The following is a 15712-nucleotide window of genomic DNA, read 5'->3' on the forward strand; positions in this document are numbered from 1 at the left end:
ACGTTACCTATTATCCGAAGAGTGATGCAACAAAGCCATTCCAGAATCAAGTGCTGGAGTGGAATGTTATCCAAGTAGCTGACAATGGCATGACATCACCATAAAGGAATCAGTGTCAGCTACTTGAATGACATCATTTATTCCTCTAGTCGTCTTTTCTCTTTTTCTTATTTTACTACTCTGCCGAACGGATACAATTGAATATAGTATAGTCTTCTGTTCTGACGAGAATAGTTTTATTCCATCCATTAAAAAATGCTAAATTGAGGTATGTATCACCCTTATAGGGCTTGTGAATTTCAGTTATAATAAATTCTGAGATTAGGTTATGCTCTAAAAAAAGGTGTGCTATTTGTGCCCCACCAATCACAAAGACTTGAGAACTACTTTGAATTGACAGAAATTCTTGCATGGAAGAGACAACAGTACATTTTGGACCTCTATTAAAACACTTGTTACGGGAGAAAACAATAGGTGTACGATTCTTTAGTATGCTTTGAGGCACGGTTTCAAATGTCTTTCTTCCCATCACAATAATTTGTTTGTCGGTCACTTGACAAAAATGTTTAAACTCACTTGGATAACGCCAGGGCAAATCATTATTTATTCCAATTACCCCATTAGAGTCAACAGCCATAATTCCAATAATCTTCATCCTTTTAAGACAGCTTGGGCTACAAAAAATCTCATGTGGTCGCGTACATTATGCACTCTAAGGAAATCAACCTTATTTTGCAGTACAGCAGATGTAGCAATTGTTTCTAAATCTCTATTAGAGGGAGATTCTATGGAAAAAGAGGAAATAAATGACTTTCTGGAATGGCCAACTAAAACCTTGCAGCCAAAATTTTGTAAAGTTTCTATACTGCGTAAAATCTGAATATTCTGATACATAGATTTGCCAAAACCAATACCAGGGTCAATAATTATTGAATTTTCATCAAAACCCAGGCCTAGTAGTTTGTTAATGCTCTTCTCTGCCCAATTATTTATGATATCAATTGGGTCAGTGTCATGTGGAATAAATATTGTCCTTATGTGGTGGTATCGAAAGTGAATGCATAATAACGACACTACACCCACTGCTAGCAACTTCTTTTAAGGTATTACTACTCAGATCTCCCTTCTGATCATTTACCCAGGCAATATTGTAGTGCTTCAAAACGTTTAAAATAAGGTCTGGCAAAAAACTATCAATGCTGACTTCAATATCACCATTTTTCATATAGTCGCTAAGATTATCAAGTACTGGTTTTAGACGTTCATACTCTTCCTCTGGCGTCTTTATTGAAGCTCCAGGCCTTGTTGATTGAGCTCCAAGATCAACTATGCTTGCACCATCTGATACCAGCTGCAATGCCTGCTTGGTTGCTCGATTCGCATCATAATAAAGACCACCATCTGAAAATGAATCAGGGGTAATATTGACGATACCCATAAGCTTTGGTGAAAGCGTAAAACTCTTTGAAAAACAGTCTTGAACATTGAAAGCAAAGGTTTTGTTAACCATTGCCATCAAGTGGAGCAAAAATGGTCTATTTACTAATTCTGGGTGAGGAATTTTAAGGTCAGGTATATCAAGCGTTAGATCATCCCATAACAAAATATCTAAATCAATAACACGAGGTGCCCATTTTTCGTAGACTTGTGGACGACCAATATCACATTCGATTTGTTTTAAGCCTTTTAGTAGCTCCTCAGGAGAAGAAGAACAACTTCCATAGACAATCATGTTGAGAAATGGCTTGTTCCAATCAGGTGGAGCACCATTTGGTAAAATAGCCTTAGTTTCTAGAATGATCGAAGACTTTAAGTCTTTTAAATAGCGCTTCTTTATTAACTCAGTAGCTCTTTGTAAATGGGAAAGGCGATTCCCTATATTTGATCCAATAGAAATATAGATCATTCTTGCAATTCATTACAGTAAGTAAAAAAAACGCCCCCATGCACACCAGGAACTGGTGGTGCGATTTTGTGAGTAGTCACCCTGACAGAAGAAATAATATGCTTCTTTCGCAGCAAAAGGTTATTAATGGCTCTGTATATCTCATGAGTTAAATGCTCGATTAAATTAAATTGCTTGCCCTGAACAAGAGATTGAATATTTTGCACTACTTCCAAATAGCAGATAGTATCTTTAAGTTGATCAGTTGTAAGCCCTGAAGGAGGAGATTTAAAAGTGAAATCAACGTCAATACTCACCAATTGGGGAGAAGACTTCTCTTCTGCACTACATCCCAAATGAACCCAAAGCCGTAAATCAGATATAAGAAGATTACATGCTACCACTGAATTTAGTATCTACTTATAATTAATGACAAACATCAACATTCATCATGCCATCAAGAAAACCCCATAAGAGTTTTGCTCCTTTTTCAGCGCCTTGCATAACTTTCTCTTGTTCTTCTTCGTTTAAATCTGCAATAAGGTTTGCACATTCTTCAGAATGCCACTCATCAGCTTCCACATGAACGGTAAAAAATTTGAGAGAACGCTCATCATTTATTGAATAGTGTTTTTTCAGACCTTCAATTTTAGATTTAGAAACCTCTGGAGTTTGACGTTCATAAGCGTACAGAGCTCCAAGACCTTCTACAAAACCTGATCTTACAATATCAAAGTAACCGTCAACTAATTCTCGTGTCTCCTTAACCTGTGCATCCTCAAGAAGTTGAGATCGTGCTACTCCCAGTCCTTCAGCAAAACGCTGCCATAATTCTGGGTGATTCTCGTCGCCTTGTTCTTCCTCTATTAAATTACCAAGTAAAACTTGCCGCATTTTCAAATTTGGACACAAGGAATGTATACCGCTGATATAACGAGGAAAAGCAGCAACATGGTGATAATATTCCTTAGCGTAGGTTTGCAGAGCCTGCAGGCTTAAGCTACCTTCATTCCATGACTCGTAAAACGGGTGCTTTAATAAGTGTAAACTATCTAATTGATTATTAAGTGATTGAACAAATGTCATAAATAAATAGTAAATTGTTTTAGGCTACGTTTAGGTTTATCAAATGTCAAGAGGCATTTCTCACTACTACTTTAATTCCAATAAATATAAAGATAGATATGCTATAAGTTAATTTTTTAGTAAAATTGATTTTTTCTAAAATTTCATGTATTATTAAATCAATATAATGAAAAACGCAAAATGAAAGTAACAGAAGAAAATACAATAAAAATTAGGGAAGAGTTCGTAGAAGTTCAAAATGGAATGCGAATTCAAAAGATAGTGATGTCAAACTCGAAGAGCAGTGCAGATAGCAGAAAGAAAAAGCATATAGTTTACTTTCCAGGGCTTACATATACTTTTGAAAAAGAGCCAAATGAAGACAAAAGTGAATGGAATTGGGCAGCTGAAGCAGGTATGGATGTTCACCTTATTAATTTTCCTGGTTCTGGAAAAAGCAAAGGCCATTCTTTAAACGGTCGAAATCGAGTAAATGCAGGAATTGGAGTCATTTCAGATCTTCTAAAGCAAGGCATTCACCCAGACAATATAGTACTGTATGGAAGCTGTGCTGGAGGACCAATAGCTGCGGAGGTTTATAAAAAGTTTAAAAAAGATGACAATATTCATTTAAGATGCATTATCAATAAATCCTTTAGCTCATTCAAAAAACTTGTAGTGAAATTACTACACATATCAAAACCTAAATGGCTATTTCCTCCTATAATAAAATTCATACTCAAATGCTTTGGTTGGCACTTTAAGCCACACACAATAGTAAACGACATTACTCCATACACAATTTGTTTTAACTTAGAGAACGATGGCTTTATTAGTAAGCAGGCAAATATAGGTACTAAAATTGCTGACATAGAAAAAAGTCATAGGAAAAAAAACTACCAAAAAAAAGAAACTTTTGAAGGTTTTGAGCAATATAAAGAGTTTTTTATGGAGCATGCCAACTTAGCTAAAATAAAAAACCTTGAACCTGAAGTTGGAATAATGAAAAAATGCTGGAATAAGTTTCTATCGTTACTACCTATTAAGGCAGATGATATTCACTTTTCTTCGATTACAGAATTGTGCTCATCAAGTGAACACAAATACACTATTCCTGAGCTGATTTCACTCTTTTTAGAATTCACAGATAATTATTTTGAAAAGAAGGGCTCTCTCAATCAAGAGAAACAACCAGAGATAAAAACAGAAGCGATATGTGGAAAGAATAGTGAAAAAGAAATAGAGGAAAAGAAACAGTATTTTACCAATTTAAAGAATTATTCAATAAGTCAAAGTATATCTAAAAAGCTAACATCTCTGCAAATATTGAAATAAGTGTTTCTTTTGTGATTAAAAAAACATTGCATCTAGAGTATCTGCCATAAGTGATAATTTTGTGCTTTCATCATAGAGATTGTTTTCACTAGCTAATAATTTCTCACTAATTTGTGGATAAAGTTTAGAAACGTACTTCTCATAGCATTTATCTAGGCATTCTTGGTCTGTCCGTTTTGTTTTGTAGGAATGGCATTTCTGCTTACATTGATTATATCTAAATTCAATCCCTTTCTCTTTGTTTGATGCTTGTTGTTCCATAATACTCTTCAATTTAAATGATATTAATATTAGCATACAAATATGAACATTATGCTAATATCATTACTTTTTAGGTATACACGGCAAATTTATGCCTGGAAACAGTTTTTGGTTATTTCCTAGATTTTCTTTATAAAAACCAAAGGCGCCAGTTGGTTTTTATTAGCTAAGGTAAAGGTCAAATATCTGGAATTCTGGACATAAAATCCTCCTGTATAAATTAGAAAAAAATGCAGCGCACATATGACAGACGTGTGTATACGCTACGTTTTTTATTGAAAAGTTAATTGAAAGTCTGCAGACAAAGATAAATTTTTGAGCTCTTAAAATATCTCTAATCGCAATTATAATTAGATTGAAAATATGCGGAAGTAATTTTTATATAATGGAATTTTCAAACACTAACAACCAAGTACTTTAATAAGGCAAAAAGCTTATCTAAGAGAGTAGGCCTTGCAATTGTATCAATAGCGGTGGGATTGGTAGGACTCGAACCTACGACCAATTCGTTATGAGCGAACTGCTCTAACCGACTGAGCTACAATCCCTTTTATTAACACTTATAATACACGCAAAAGGAAATTTGTCTACTCGCTTATTTCACTATCAACCCAACTGTGTAAATCATTTATTGCGCCAATTTTGCGTGCAATTTCCTTACCATCTTGAAATATGATTAAAGTAGGTATAGATTGAACTCCATACTTACTTGGCACTTCAGTTTCTCCATCTATGTCAAACTTACAGATTTTGATCTTGTCTTTTCTATCCTTGGCTAACTGCTCGATACGTGGCATCAGACTTTTGCATGGTCCACACCATTCTGCCCAAAAATCTACCAGCACAAATCCTTTGTGGTTAGCAACTTCAGATTCGAAATTTTGATCATTTACCGCTTTAATATCATCACTCATAAAATACCTAAATTTTTATAAATATAGCGTATCAATTAACAGCTGATCAACTAAATTTTTCTGGATTCAAGTGAAGTGATTACATCTGATGATTAAAGATATCTACACTCCCCCAACCCATTGAATCTAGCTCAATACGAGTAGGAAGAAATGCAAAGCACTTTTCGGCTAATTCTTTTCTATTTTCACGTTCTAGCATTAAATCTAGCTTTTCCTTTATTCTATGAAGATATAAAACATCAGATGCAGCATAACTTTTTTGCTTGTCTGTTAAATTTTCATTTCCCCAATCAGAAGATTGTTGTTGCTTGTTTAGTTTTATATCAAGTAGTTCTAAGCACAACTCTTTTAAGCTATGACTATCTGTATAAGTGCGAACTAAACGTGAGGCTATTTTCGTGCAATAGCAAGGCAGTGCCCAGGTTTTTAAATAATAATGTATTATGCTTACATCAAATCGCGCAAAGTGAAATATTTTGGTTATATTTTTATCCTCTAATATTTTTCTCAAATTTGGAGCTGTATAATCGTTTTTGAATTGAATCAAATGAGCGTTGCCATCACAAAAAGAAAGCTGCACAAGGCATAATCTATCTCTGCTATGCAGTAGCCCCATTGCCTCTGTATCAACAGCTATAGATTTTATATCACTTGGTATTGCACTGGCTGGCAGGTCGTCTTTATATACAAATATTCTCATAAATTTAATATGTTTTATGACACATATAATAATCAAAAATGAGCTTTAAGTATACGAAAAGATCATAGAAAATTGGCTCTCATGATTTTCATGCATGTAGGGTTTACAAATTATGATACGCACCTATAATAAGAATAAGCAGAATTTAACTGCGGGAGTAGCTCAGTTGGTAGAGCGCAACCTTGCCAAGGTTGAGGTCGAGGGTTCGAACCCCTTCTCCCGCTCTTCGAGTTTTAATCACATTTAATCATAAAAAAATCAATTGATCTATCTAAGAAATTTAGCTATACTAGAAAAGTTTTTTAGAAATTTATATTTAAGGAGATTATATGAATAATAATACTAAAGGAATACCATTTGGCTTAGGTATAGCTACAACAATAGGAGCACTTACAGGTTGGGGACTCAGTTTTACAGCTTTATCACCATTGGTGATGGGTGGGATTGTTGGTTCTATAGCTCCAGCATTGATTACAGCTCTGTGTGCGGGGGAGCTACTATACAAATTTTGCAAAAAAGATAATATTGAAAAGAATGAAAAATATGCGCCTATCTATTTTGGTATTTCCGCACTTGCAAGTGCTGCAATTGGAGTTGGTCTTGCTGCAGCTGCAATGGCTATTTTCCCTGATGTAACCCTTGGAATGGGATCTGCAGCTTTAGCAGGTGCAGTAATAGAAGTAATAGCACCAGTCGCAGCTATATTTGCAACAAAGCATATTATACAACCAATAGCTCAGAAAGTGAATGAGTATATTATATCACCTATAGTTGAAAAAGTTGGAAAATGTTTTTCTTCAAAAGAGGAAGAGCAAGCTATATAATAATCAATTGACGTTAGCATTTAGTTTTCTTTATAATTTCCTTTGTGAAAGAACAAAAATGCTTATTTGTAACGATAGCTGGCTTGCCAAATGCTGGAAAGTCAACGCTAATTAACAGCATCGTAGGCAAGAAAATTGCAATTGTCACCCCTAAAGTGCAGACAACAAGGACGCAGGTAAGGGGTGTTGCTATATGCAACAATGCGCAAATTGTTTTTACTGACTCTCCAGGAGTGTTTTCAGCAGAAACAAATCTTGAAAAAGCTTTAGTCAAATCTGCATGGGGAGCAGTTAAGGATAGTGACATTACTTTGTTGCTTGTTGATGTAAACAATTACCTAAAAAATATAGAAAGAATAAAAACGATATTTGCACGACTGGAGCGCACAAAAGGCAGATGCATTTTGGTTATCAATAAAACTGATTTAGTAAAGAAATCAGAGCTCAAGATGGCACATGAGCACCTAAATTTGCTTTATAAGTTTGAAAAAATTTTTACGATATCGGCACTGAAGAATGATGGACTTTCTAATTTGATGAATTACTTATCTGAAATTGCACCGATAAGCCCTTGGTTCTATGAAGAAGATCAAGTAACCGATTCCTCAGCTGATTTTTTATCAGCAGAAATTACAAGAGAGAAGTTATTCTTGAACCTACGTGAAGAATTGCCATACTCTACAGCTGTTATAACTGAACAATTTGAGGAAAAAAAAGATAAGAGTTTAGTCATAAAACAGATCATATTTGTATTGAAAGATAATCATAAGAAAATAGTGCTAGGAAAAGACGGCAGTAGCATAAAAAAAATTAATATCGAGGCGCGTACAGAATTGGAAAAGTTATTTGAGTGTAAAGTTCATCTCTTTTTGTTCGTAAAAGTGCGACCTTGGACTGATCGCCCTGAGGAATATATAAGTAATGCTTAATTCTTTGTTGGTATTTGATATTGAAACTATACCAGATGTAAATTCCTGCAAGAATTTACTAAATATTAGTGATGATAGCAGTGTAGAAGAAAAGAGGAACGCATTAACAAAATATCATCTTGAAATAACAAACGGGCAAAACTCTTTTCTGCGTCAGCCCTTCCACCTTGTTGTAGTTATTAGTTTTTTACTTTGTAATATAACACGCCAGAGCGGTTATGAAATGTTCACACTACAAGAAATAAGATCTGGAGGCACAGTAAACTCCAATGAAAAAGAGCTAGTAAAGGGATTTTTTAACTACATATCAGAGAAAAAGCCAAGACTAGTTTCGTTCAATGGGCGCACTTTTGATATACCGGTACTGAAGTACCGTGCTATGGTTCATGGCACTCAAGCAGAATATTTTCACAAAGCTGGCGATAAGTGGAATAGTTACAATCAGAGGTACAGTAGTGATTGGCATTGTGATTTGCTTGAATCTCTCTCTGATTTTGGAGCTTCTGCAAGAATGAAGATGAACGAAGTTTGCGCAGCACTTAATCTTCCCGGTAAGATTGGAGTTGATGGTTCACAAGTTATGGATTTATACGATAGTGGAAAAATACAAGAGATTCGCGATTATTGCGAAACAGATGTGATTAACACCTATTTGATTTACTTGAAGTTCATGCATCATCAAGGAAGAATTACTACAGAAAGCTATAATAAGAGCATAGAAGAACTGCTTTTGGAATGCGAAAAAAAAGAACACCTAAAGAAATTTAAAGAAGAATGGAAAATAACTTCTGGTGAAAATTTTTATATTGAATTTAAATGAGTAGATGCTACAGAGCAATCTAATGATTGCTTTGTATAGTAGTTATAAACTCCTTGTAGTAGAAAAGACATTTTGATGTGCCCTTTGCTTAACTTCTGCTTGTTCAAGCTTAGAAAAATTTTCTAAGTTTTTATCTTGGTATTCCTTTTTTACTTTCTCGAAAAAATTTTGTCCACCAAGAATATAATTACCTAAATTAGCAGCATAATATTGAGCATTACCTAAAACTGCACAGTTAATTCGACTTAATATTCTCGAAGGGTAATAAAAGAGAGAAACGTTATTGTTCGATCGGAAATCCTCTTCATCCATTATTTTAATGGCTTCATGATAACCATCTATTTGATGAACAAAATATCCTTCAGGTACTGATATTCTCAATTGTGCACCTACATGAGCATAACCACAAATACCAGGTGATACCGCTGGTACTGGGTCTTGTCTATGTTGAGTTACTCTAATGGTTTTTTCTTGAAGAACATCATTATAAAATTCACTAGCAGTAAGATCAAAAACTCGTGGATCACCAAAAGTTGCAACATGAACATCTTCAGCTCCTTCTGTTTTATTGAGGCATAAAGCAGCTATCTTAGCAATAGCTCCTCCCATACTGTGACCTGTGAGATTAATTTTAAAATCCTTGATTTCTGATCCCTGTTTTTCAGCATGAGATTTTAAAATGCCATACAGATTAGGCCATGAATCCATAAATGAATTATAGAAACCACAATGAATTCTTCCACCTTCAGGTAAAAATTCCGAAGTAGCAAAAAGTACATTTATATCAGTAATTCCATCATTAAAACTCTGGCTCAGACGAGTACCATAGTAGGCTATTGTTATTTCTTTACCTTTTATAAAAACGTGACCAGCATCTTTTTCAAAGCTATTACCAAATGGAATAATTTCATAACCTTCGCTGATGAGTTCAGCTCTAGTTTTATACATTTTTTCAGTAGATGGAACAATTTCAAAATCTTCTACAATTTCAAATTCAGTTTTGTATACTCTTTGAGCTAGGTTGTTACATCTTTTTTTACTTAATTTACCATCATCATCGCCATAGCTTATCTTGCAGAAATTACCCATTTCTAATAATTTCTCTCTATCAAGTCCTGCAATTTTTACAATACTTTCATCTATTTTATAGTCAGAAGGTAAAGAACATGGCTCATTTGGATCAGCACGATTTATAAATTCATAATCTTCAATGATCTCAAATTCATCGTCATATTCTTTCATCTCGTATTTGCCATCATCTACTGAAATAGAGTCTGGCTGTTCAGTATTACCTGGCTCTGAGCCTGTAGCAGCACCTGTAGTGCTAAACCAATTGCGTAAAAAACTAAAATCCATAAGTACCCCAATCTGTCAAAAATAAAACAATAATCTACCAACTATAATACAAATTAATATTATTGTCAACAATTTATATTAATAATTTAATCTTTTTATGCTTTTACTTTGAGTAAATTTTACTTCCATAGAATAAGTATAGAGTTATAATACACTAACAAGCAAACCTCTGTACTAAATTTTGGTTAATATAAACGTTGAGCGTATTAAGAAAGTTGCTTTTAAAGTATTGCATTTTACTTTTATTTTCGCTATAAGGTTGCTTTAAGTTGGATTTTCAACACCTTTATACTATTTATGTTATGATTTTAAAATTTTTTGGGGGCACTTCATGAAAAAATCTATTTATACTAGAACTGCTCTAGCTTCTCTATTGACTTTATGTTCTTTCAGTGGCTTTGCTGCTGACTTTTCTGACGAGAGTATGAAGGAAGTAAAAAAGCAAGAGAGTAACGAGTCAATCAAAACTTCTGGAAAGATGGAAGTGATGAAGACGTCAAATAAGAAACTAAAAGAAAAAATGGACAGGATATGTAATGCTGATCCAAGAAAAAAAGCCGAGGAGCTTAAGAAAAAAGAAGAACTAAGATTAGCAGCTGAGCAGAAGAAAAAAGAGGAGTTAAAATTAGCAGCTGAACAAAAGAAGAAAAAAGAAGAGTTAAAATTAGTAGCAAAACAAAAGAAAAAAGATGAAATTAGGCTAGCAAAAGAGAAAAAAGCAAAGTTTATAGAGGATTCAAAGGCGAAAGCTCTAAGCACTAAAAATTCTAATGTAGAAAAGTCAAAAATTAAGGGTTCTAAAACTAAGAATGCTAAAATTGAAGCTAAAGATATAAAAAAGGATGTAAAAGTTGTTAACAGCAATACAGAGGAAAAAGGTAAGGCAAGTCCTGTTGTTTCAGTTGGTGGGGTTGATATTATCAATACCAATCAAGGGGATGGTTTAAGAATAACTTTCGGTGGCGTTGTTGATTCTCAAGGTTATGGTAACCATGGGCTAAGTGGCTATAACCATTATAATATTATGCCAGGTAAATCTACAGATTATTTTAACAATACTCCAGATAGTATAAAAGGAGCAAATCCAATATTTCCTAAAGGGATAGGGAATATTGGTGATTACAGTGAAAACATGGGCATGATTTCAGATGCAATATTGCACTTAAGAGCTGAAAATAAAAATGAGGATATTGGTCTTCGTTATGGTGCCGATGTACAATTCCATGTTCCAGTTACTGAAGGTAAAGGAGCTTCACAAGGCGTAAATGCTGCAAGAGGTAGAAGTGCGCATGTATTCTTAAATTCACAATATGGTGATCTGAAACTTGGCTATCAGTTTGGTCCTGAGTCTCTGATGAGACTTGATGCAACAAGAATTGCAACTGTTGATGGAGCTGCAGATAGTGACTGGTTCAGAAAAGTAAACTTAGAAGGAAGTGCTGCAAACTTTCCATTTTACGTAACACCACGTCTTTACACTGAAAGCTTCTCGAGCGAGAGCGAAAAACTCTCCTTCCGTATGGCAGGAAAATACAACAAAGAGGTTATGACCACATTGCCATTTAGAGCTGCTTACTACTCGCCGAATTATATGGGTGCAAGATTTGGTCTTAGCTACTCACCTCGCTACGATAGTGGTTTATCCGTTGTAAAAGAAATAGCTCCAGATTTCCTCAAAGATTCAAATAATAAGGTAACAGGGGTAAAGAATGAGGAAACGTTAAGACATGTTGGACCAGATTACCAGCATATAATAAGTGCTGGTGCATCATATGAATATGACTTTAGTAAACATAATGTAAAAGTTAAAACTTCCGTAGTTGGTGAATATGGGGTTTCAAAGCAACCGAGTAAAGATAAGCATCTTTATAAGGAATTTGTAGAGTACAATGACCTGATGGGTGTTAATTTGGGTGTAAGCGCTGATTATAAGATTGATGAAGGTCAAAATATAAAATTCGCTGCTTCTTTTGCATATTTAGGCAAATCTGGTCAACCGAAGAGTATCAAGGAACTCGACCCTGCTTCAAAAGAATATAAAGAGACTACTGATATTGCTAGAAAAAATGGCTTAAAGCAATTTAATGACAAGGACACCATGTATTGGACTGCAGGTGCTGGTTATCAATATGAGAATGTTTATACAAGCTTGACATACTTTGGCAGTACAATGAATGATAAAGATATGCTTCATGATGTTGCACTTGGTGTTCAGTATGATCTATCTTCTTGCAATAAGAGCAAGTTTGTTCCTTATGCAGCCTTACATTATTTTATGACTGATGAAAAAGGTGCGCTGAAAGACCAAAAAGGTACTGATGTACCTTCTAACCAAGGAATTCTTCTACTAACTGGTGTGAAGTTTTCTTTCTAATTTGTTCTAGTAATACACACCACAACTTGAATGTGGTGTGTGTCTTGTCTGTTAGTGTTTATTTGTCGATCAAATAAACATAAGCCAGTGCGTAACAAACTCTACGGGTATTTATTCTATTCACACAATAAGTAATGTCATCCCAGTCACAGCTGTACGAAAATTGTGGCAATTTGCATAGTAAATGGTGTCATCCCAGTGCTTGACACTAGGATCCATTTTTCCATCATCATCAGAAACGTTGTATTTTAACATTACTTTTATACTCGTAAATTTAACTGGATGCCAATGTATGGGAGCTGGCATGACACCCTATGGCTACTCAGATAATGGATAAATTATCATAATCCCTTACCTATCGAACGTTTTCAAATTCAATCAATTAAGCAGTATGCAAACCAAACTAAAAAACCATTTAACTGGAGAATTACTTACCATCGCTACTTGCTGGAAATTAACACTTGTAAGTGGGGAGGTAATGGGATTCACTGACTATGATGAAGATTTAAATCTCAATAATATACTCTATAAATCTTCAAGCGGTTTTATAGCCAGCAGTATAATATTAAATAGCGATTTGAGAACTGATAATATAGAAATTGAAGGAATATTAAATAGTGCTGATATTAAAGAAAAAGATGTTTTATCAGGAAGGCATGACTTTGCAAATATTGAAATATTTCTTGTGAATTATAAAGATTTGAGTCAGGGAATTATGAATTTGCATGCAGGAACTTTTGGTAAAGTAACATTAAATAGTGGGAGGTTTATCGCTGAAATTAGAGGTCTTGCGACAAAGCTTGAGAGAAGCATAACAGAGCTATATTCTCCTGTATGCAGGGCACAATTTTGCGATGATAGATGTAAAGCTGATGCTAAAAAGTTTAGTAGAATGAGCACAATTACTAAAGTGATAGATGAAAGAAGATTTGAAGACACTAATTTAATCGAAAGCGATGGATATTATAAGCACGGAGTGGTAAAATTCTTTAGTTCAGCAACATTTGAAGTTGTAGTTAAAGAATACAAAAATAAAGTAGTTACATTATTTGCTTCTCCTCCATATCAAATTTCTACCGGAGATAAATATTCGATACTTGCAGGTTGTGATAAAGCGTTTTTAACGTGCAAAAACAAGTTTAACAATACTGTGAATTTCCGTGGCGAACCATATATACCAGTTGTTTAGCAGCATAATTTTTAATATTATGAATAAGTATGGAAAGGTGGCTGAGCGGTCTAAAGCACACGCTTGGAAAGCGTGCACATATGAAAATATGTCGGGGGTTCGAATCCCCCCTTTTCCGCACATTATTTCTAGTATAACATAGGATTTTCCGTTTTGTTCTTGAACGTAATAACCATATAGCATTAGCACTTCAGCTCCGCAATTTTTCAGAGTCATCTACGTCAATAAAAGAATAGAGTTGATGTTCATCAAGTTGCAGAGCCTTCTTGATTTTTGATGACGAAGAGTAGTTGTTATCATAGAAATACATCCAGTAGCCAGCATACCTTCCCTATTCCTAATAATCTCTTGCAATACTATACTTAGTCTGTGTCATTTCTCACGAGCATCAGCAAACTGGTATGTACTAGCTCGAGAATTAACTGTCAAACTTTTATTTTAGTATTTTTCCTCCATTTCTAAAAACCACCTCTCTATATTTCTATGCATAAACAGAATTAAATTTCCTTCATATATCGTAGTTACACTAGAATATTCTATACCTGACTTAGAAATACAATCGTGGGCGATTAAAATCAGCTCATATTGTTCTTTGCAATCTCCATCAAGTACAATGAAAATTCCAATTATAGGACCAAACGTTTCGTGATTTAACAATACAGGAATTCCACTCTTTTTATAATCTTCTAGCAAAAAAACGTTTTTACTCTCTTTAAGAACTATGTTTTTTGCTTTATCCAGTTTTCTAAAGAGCATTCTTCTTTTCCTACCTAATCCGAAATACTCTTTTTCTGTATCCTCAAACAACTTCATAACTCCATAGAACAACAACTTTGTAATATAGTTTTTTACAAAAGCTAAAACAAGTAATATATATTATACACCCCTTCTTCCTCTTCACCTTAACAATTCTTTATTGAAAATTTCAGAAAAATGTTTTATAATTATTAGTAGATTTCGGTAAAACTTATGGCAAACGCTAATTTAGCTTTCAGTAAAGAAACTTTACAGCATTTTGCTAAGCTAGTTGAGCTCACTAAGCAGCCCACTCAAGAATTAGCAGACAGGCTATTTAAAGAAGCAATAGGTCGTGAAATGGAAGATTTTTTACTATCTGTAGTTGCTGATCAATATGATATTGAAAATGAAAAAAAAACTAAAAGTGAGGACGTGGATTGGAATACATTATTATCTTCCTAGACAGTGTTCTTGAAGAAGATCTTCCAAATCTTCCAAAAAAAGTACGGTCAAGAGCTATAGATGCAATAAAAGAGCGACTTACAGTTAATCCAATTGATTTTGGTGAATCGTTTTGTTACAAACTCAAAGGGTTCAGAAGACTAAGGGTTGGCGACTATCGTATCATGTATTATACAGACACCAAAAAACATGAAGTAACTATCGTTACAATAGGACATAGAGACACTATTTACGAGAAGGCTCTTAAAGTACTAAATAACTATGTTTTTCAATAAACTCTGTTTCGTTAAGTAAGGAAATTATAAATATATTATTATACAGCCCTCCTTCCTGATCCATTCTTCACCTTAGGTGGCTTTGCTCAGCTCAAAAATAACTCATTTTTTTGGCTACCCCCTATAATTTTACTACTCTACAGACTATAAAATCGATGCTAATAACGGATTAGAGATAAACGTTGCAAAGAATCGCAGTGGCTCAACCGGAAAGGTTACAGTAAGTTAATACTGGAAGCCTCAGACTCGTAAATGTCTTTTCTGTGTTTTATTGAAACAATGGTTACTTCATACTTTGCAGCATTTACATGATACGATAATCACCAGTTCTCAATCTTCTGTATCCTTTGAGTTTGTAACAAAACGATTCACCAAAATCAATTGGATTAACTGTAAGTCGCTCTTTTACTATCTCTTCAACTCTTAACTTTATTGTTTTTGGAAAAGCTCTTCTTACCAACATTTTTCAGGAATTTAATCTTATACCGCTTTAGTCCCACCTATAGTGGTAAGATTATCTACTTATTCTTGTATGGGAATTTACCAATTATTAAGACATTAAGTGTAGTAAAAATATATTCTAAT

18 protein-coding genes, 3 tRNA genes and 1 pseudogene are annotated in these 15712 nt (G+C 34.2%); 10 read left to right on the forward strand and 12 right to left on the reverse strand.

Annotated features, from left to right (window positions below):
* Nucleotides 1–175 precede the first annotated feature (175 nt).
* From JKF54_RS02800 to JKF54_RS02815, 4 genes and pseudogenes are all read right to left on the reverse strand, one after another.
* Nucleotides 176–655: a dihydrofolate reductase gene (locus JKF54_RS02800; RefSeq protein WP_211908647.1), complete on the reverse strand. Its 480-nt coding sequence runs from the start codon at nt 653–655 to the stop codon at nt 176–178.
* Nucleotides 652–1906 (reverse strand): annotated as a pseudogene (gene folP, locus JKF54_RS02805) (dihydropteroate synthase). Before folP ends, JKF54_RS02800 begins: the two are co-directional and overlap by 4 nt.
* On the reverse strand, nt 1903–2289 hold the full coding sequence (locus JKF54_RS02810; RefSeq protein WP_052264775.1) for a dihydroneopterin aldolase: 387 nt from the start codon (nt 2287–2289) through the stop codon (nt 1903–1905). Before JKF54_RS02810 ends, folP begins: the two are co-directional and overlap by 4 nt.
* A gap of 22 nt (nt 2290–2311) precedes the next feature.
* Nucleotides 2312–2971: a CADD family putative folate metabolism protein gene (locus tag JKF54_RS02815; RefSeq protein WP_211908650.1), complete on the reverse strand. Its 660-nt coding sequence runs from the start codon at nt 2969–2971 to the stop codon at nt 2312–2314.
* Between the two features lie 180 nt (nt 2972–3151).
* Here JKF54_RS02815 and JKF54_RS02820 point away from each other — a divergent pair, with 180 nt between their 5' ends.
* Nucleotides 3152–4285, forward strand: coding sequence for an alpha/beta hydrolase (locus JKF54_RS02820; RefSeq protein ID WP_211908652.1), 1134 nt, complete (start codon nt 3152–3154; stop codon nt 4283–4285).
* A gap of 15 nt (nt 4286–4300) precedes the next feature.
* Here JKF54_RS02820 and JKF54_RS02825 read toward each other — a convergent pair whose 3' ends face one another.
* The 4 genes from JKF54_RS02825 to JKF54_RS02840 form a co-directional block, all read right to left on the reverse strand.
* Nucleotides 4301–4546 carry a hypothetical protein gene (locus JKF54_RS02825; RefSeq protein WP_246433250.1) on the reverse strand — a complete coding sequence of 82 codons (246 nt, stop codon included), beginning with the start codon at nt 4544–4546 and terminating at the stop codon, nt 4301–4303.
* Between the two features lie 474 nt (nt 4547–5020).
* Nucleotides 5021–5094: transfer RNA gene (locus JKF54_RS02830), tRNA-Ile, on the reverse strand.
* 39 nt (nt 5095–5133) lie between these two features.
* Nucleotides 5134–5460: a thioredoxin gene (gene trxA, locus JKF54_RS02835; RefSeq protein ID WP_064085368.1), complete on the reverse strand. Its 327-nt coding sequence runs from the start codon at nt 5458–5460 to the stop codon at nt 5134–5136.
* 79 nt (nt 5461–5539) lie between these two features.
* Nucleotides 5540–6160: a ribonuclease D gene (locus JKF54_RS02840; protein ID WP_211908656.1), complete on the reverse strand. Its 621-nt coding sequence runs from the start codon at nt 6158–6160 to the stop codon at nt 5540–5542.
* 151 nt (nt 6161–6311) lie between these two features.
* On the opposite strand from JKF54_RS02840, the gene JKF54_RS02845 reads away from it, so the two are divergent.
* From JKF54_RS02845 to JKF54_RS02860, 4 genes are all read left to right on the forward strand, one after another.
* Nucleotides 6312–6384, forward strand: a tRNA-Gly gene (locus tag JKF54_RS02845).
* 105 nt (nt 6385–6489) lie between these two features.
* Complete coding sequence (locus JKF54_RS02850; RefSeq protein WP_211908658.1) at nt 6490–6984, forward strand: hypothetical protein; 495 nt, start codon at nt 6490–6492, stop codon at nt 6982–6984.
* Nucleotides 6985–7028: 44 nt separating this feature from the next.
* Nucleotides 7029–7913 (forward strand): GTPase Era, encoded by an 885-nt coding sequence (era, locus tag JKF54_RS02855; RefSeq protein WP_211908660.1) that lies wholly within the window; start codon nt 7029–7031, stop codon nt 7911–7913.
* Nucleotides 7906–8733 (forward strand): 3'-5' exonuclease, encoded by an 828-nt coding sequence (locus JKF54_RS02860; protein WP_211908662.1) that lies wholly within the window; start codon nt 7906–7908, stop codon nt 8731–8733. The genes era and JKF54_RS02860 overlap by 8 nt, the downstream gene beginning before the upstream one ends.
* A gap of 42 nt (nt 8734–8775) precedes the next feature.
* Here the strand turns inward: JKF54_RS02860 and JKF54_RS02865 are convergent, their stop codons facing one another.
* On the reverse strand, nt 8776–10089 hold the full coding sequence (locus JKF54_RS02865) for a lipase family protein (protein WP_211908664.1): 1314 nt from the start codon (nt 10087–10089) through the stop codon (nt 8776–8778).
* A gap of 331 nt (nt 10090–10420) precedes the next feature.
* On the opposite strand from JKF54_RS02865, the gene JKF54_RS02870 reads away from it, so the two are divergent.
* Nucleotides 10421–12463 (forward strand): WD0745 family porin, encoded by a 2043-nt coding sequence (locus JKF54_RS02870; protein WP_211908666.1) that lies wholly within the window; start codon nt 10421–10423, stop codon nt 12461–12463.
* Between the two features lie 120 nt (nt 12464–12583).
* Here the strand turns inward: JKF54_RS02870 and JKF54_RS02875 are convergent, their stop codons facing one another.
* Entirely contained in the window at nt 12584–12769 is a 186-nt protein-coding gene (locus JKF54_RS02875; protein ID WP_211908668.1) for a hypothetical protein, read from the reverse strand.
* Between the two features lie 85 nt (nt 12770–12854).
* On the opposite strand from JKF54_RS02875, the gene JKF54_RS02880 reads away from it, so the two are divergent.
* Nucleotides 12855–13652, forward strand: a complete 798-nt coding sequence (locus tag JKF54_RS02880; protein ID WP_211908670.1) for a DUF2163 domain-containing protein — start codon at nt 12855–12857, stop codon at nt 13650–13652.
* A gap of 31 nt (nt 13653–13683) precedes the next feature.
* Nucleotides 13684–13770, forward strand: a tRNA-Ser gene (locus JKF54_RS02885).
* Between the two features lie 320 nt (nt 13771–14090).
* Here JKF54_RS02885 and JKF54_RS02890 read toward each other — a convergent pair.
* Nucleotides 14091–14465 (reverse strand): hypothetical protein, encoded by a 375-nt coding sequence (locus JKF54_RS02890; RefSeq protein ID WP_211907484.1) that lies wholly within the window; start codon nt 14463–14465, stop codon nt 14091–14093.
* A gap of 156 nt (nt 14466–14621) precedes the next feature.
* Here JKF54_RS02890 and JKF54_RS02895 point away from each other — a divergent pair, with 156 nt between their 5' ends.
* Nucleotides 14622–14852 (forward strand): hypothetical protein, encoded by a 231-nt coding sequence (locus tag JKF54_RS02895; protein ID WP_211907485.1) that lies wholly within the window; start codon nt 14622–14624, stop codon nt 14850–14852.
* Nucleotides 14828–15127: a type II toxin-antitoxin system RelE family toxin gene (locus JKF54_RS02900; protein ID WP_211907486.1), complete on the forward strand. Its 300-nt coding sequence runs from the start codon at nt 14828–14830 to the stop codon at nt 15125–15127. Before JKF54_RS02895 ends, JKF54_RS02900 begins: the two co-directional genes overlap by 25 nt.
* A 304-nt stretch (nt 15128–15431) precedes the next feature.
* Here the strand turns inward: JKF54_RS02900 and JKF54_RS02905 are convergent, their stop codons facing one another.
* A complete protein-coding gene (locus tag JKF54_RS02905; protein WP_019236727.1) occupies nt 15432–15590 on the reverse strand; it encodes a type II toxin-antitoxin system RelE family toxin in 159 nt (52 codons plus the stop codon).
* Nucleotides 15591–15712: the final 122 nt, after the last annotated feature.

It is taken from the genome of Wolbachia endosymbiont of Spodoptera picta (assembly GCF_018141665.1).
In the GTDB taxonomy this organism is placed as follows: Bacteria; Pseudomonadota; Alphaproteobacteria; order Rickettsiales; family Anaplasmataceae; genus Wolbachia.

Excerpts from the sequence above, each read along its gene's own strand:
- JKF54_RS02800 (WP_211908647.1), bottom strand. The coding sequence starts at position 655 with ATGAAGATTATTGGAATTATGGCTGTTGACTCTAATGGGGTAATTGGA.
- JKF54_RS02815 (WP_211908650.1), bottom strand. The coding sequence starts at position 2,971 with ATGACATTTGTTCAATCACTTAATAATCAATTAGATAGTTTACACTTA.
- JKF54_RS02820 (WP_211908652.1), top strand. The coding sequence starts at position 3,152 with ATGAAAGTAACAGAAGAAAATACAATAAAAATTAGGGAAGAGTTCGTA.
- JKF54_RS02825 (WP_246433250.1), bottom strand. The coding sequence starts at position 4,546 with ATGGAACAACAAGCATCAAACAAAGAGAAAGGGATTGAATTTAGATAT.
- trxA (WP_064085368.1), bottom strand. The coding sequence starts at position 5,460 with ATGAGTGATGATATTAAAGCGGTAAATGATCAAAATTTCGAATCTGAA.
- JKF54_RS02840 (WP_211908656.1), bottom strand. The coding sequence starts at position 6,160 with ATGAGAATATTTGTATATAAAGACGACCTGCCAGCCAGTGCAATACCA.
- JKF54_RS02850 (WP_211908658.1), top strand. The coding sequence starts at position 6,490 with ATGAATAATAATACTAAAGGAATACCATTTGGCTTAGGTATAGCTACA.
- JKF54_RS02860 (WP_211908662.1), top strand. The coding sequence starts at position 7,906 with ATGCTTAATTCTTTGTTGGTATTTGATATTGAAACTATACCAGATGTA.
- JKF54_RS02865 (WP_211908664.1), bottom strand. The coding sequence starts at position 10,089 with ATGGATTTTAGTTTTTTACGCAATTGGTTTAGCACTACAGGTGCTGCT.
- JKF54_RS02870 (WP_211908666.1), top strand. The coding sequence starts at position 10,421 with ATGAAAAAATCTATTTATACTAGAACTGCTCTAGCTTCTCTATTGACT.
- JKF54_RS02875 (WP_211908668.1), bottom strand. The coding sequence starts at position 12,769 with ATGCCAGCTCCCATACATTGGCATCCAGTTAAATTTACGAGTATAAAA.
- JKF54_RS02880 (WP_211908670.1), top strand. The coding sequence starts at position 12,855 with ATGCAAACCAAACTAAAAAACCATTTAACTGGAGAATTACTTACCATC.
- JKF54_RS02890 (WP_211907484.1), bottom strand. The coding sequence starts at position 14,465 with ATGAAGTTGTTTGAGGATACAGAAAAAGAGTATTTCGGATTAGGTAGG.
- JKF54_RS02895 (WP_211907485.1), top strand. The coding sequence starts at position 14,622 with ATGGCAAACGCTAATTTAGCTTTCAGTAAAGAAACTTTACAGCATTTT.
- JKF54_RS02905 (WP_019236727.1), bottom strand. The coding sequence starts at position 15,590 with ATGTTGGTAAGAAGAGCTTTTCCAAAAACAATAAAGTTAAGAGTTGAA.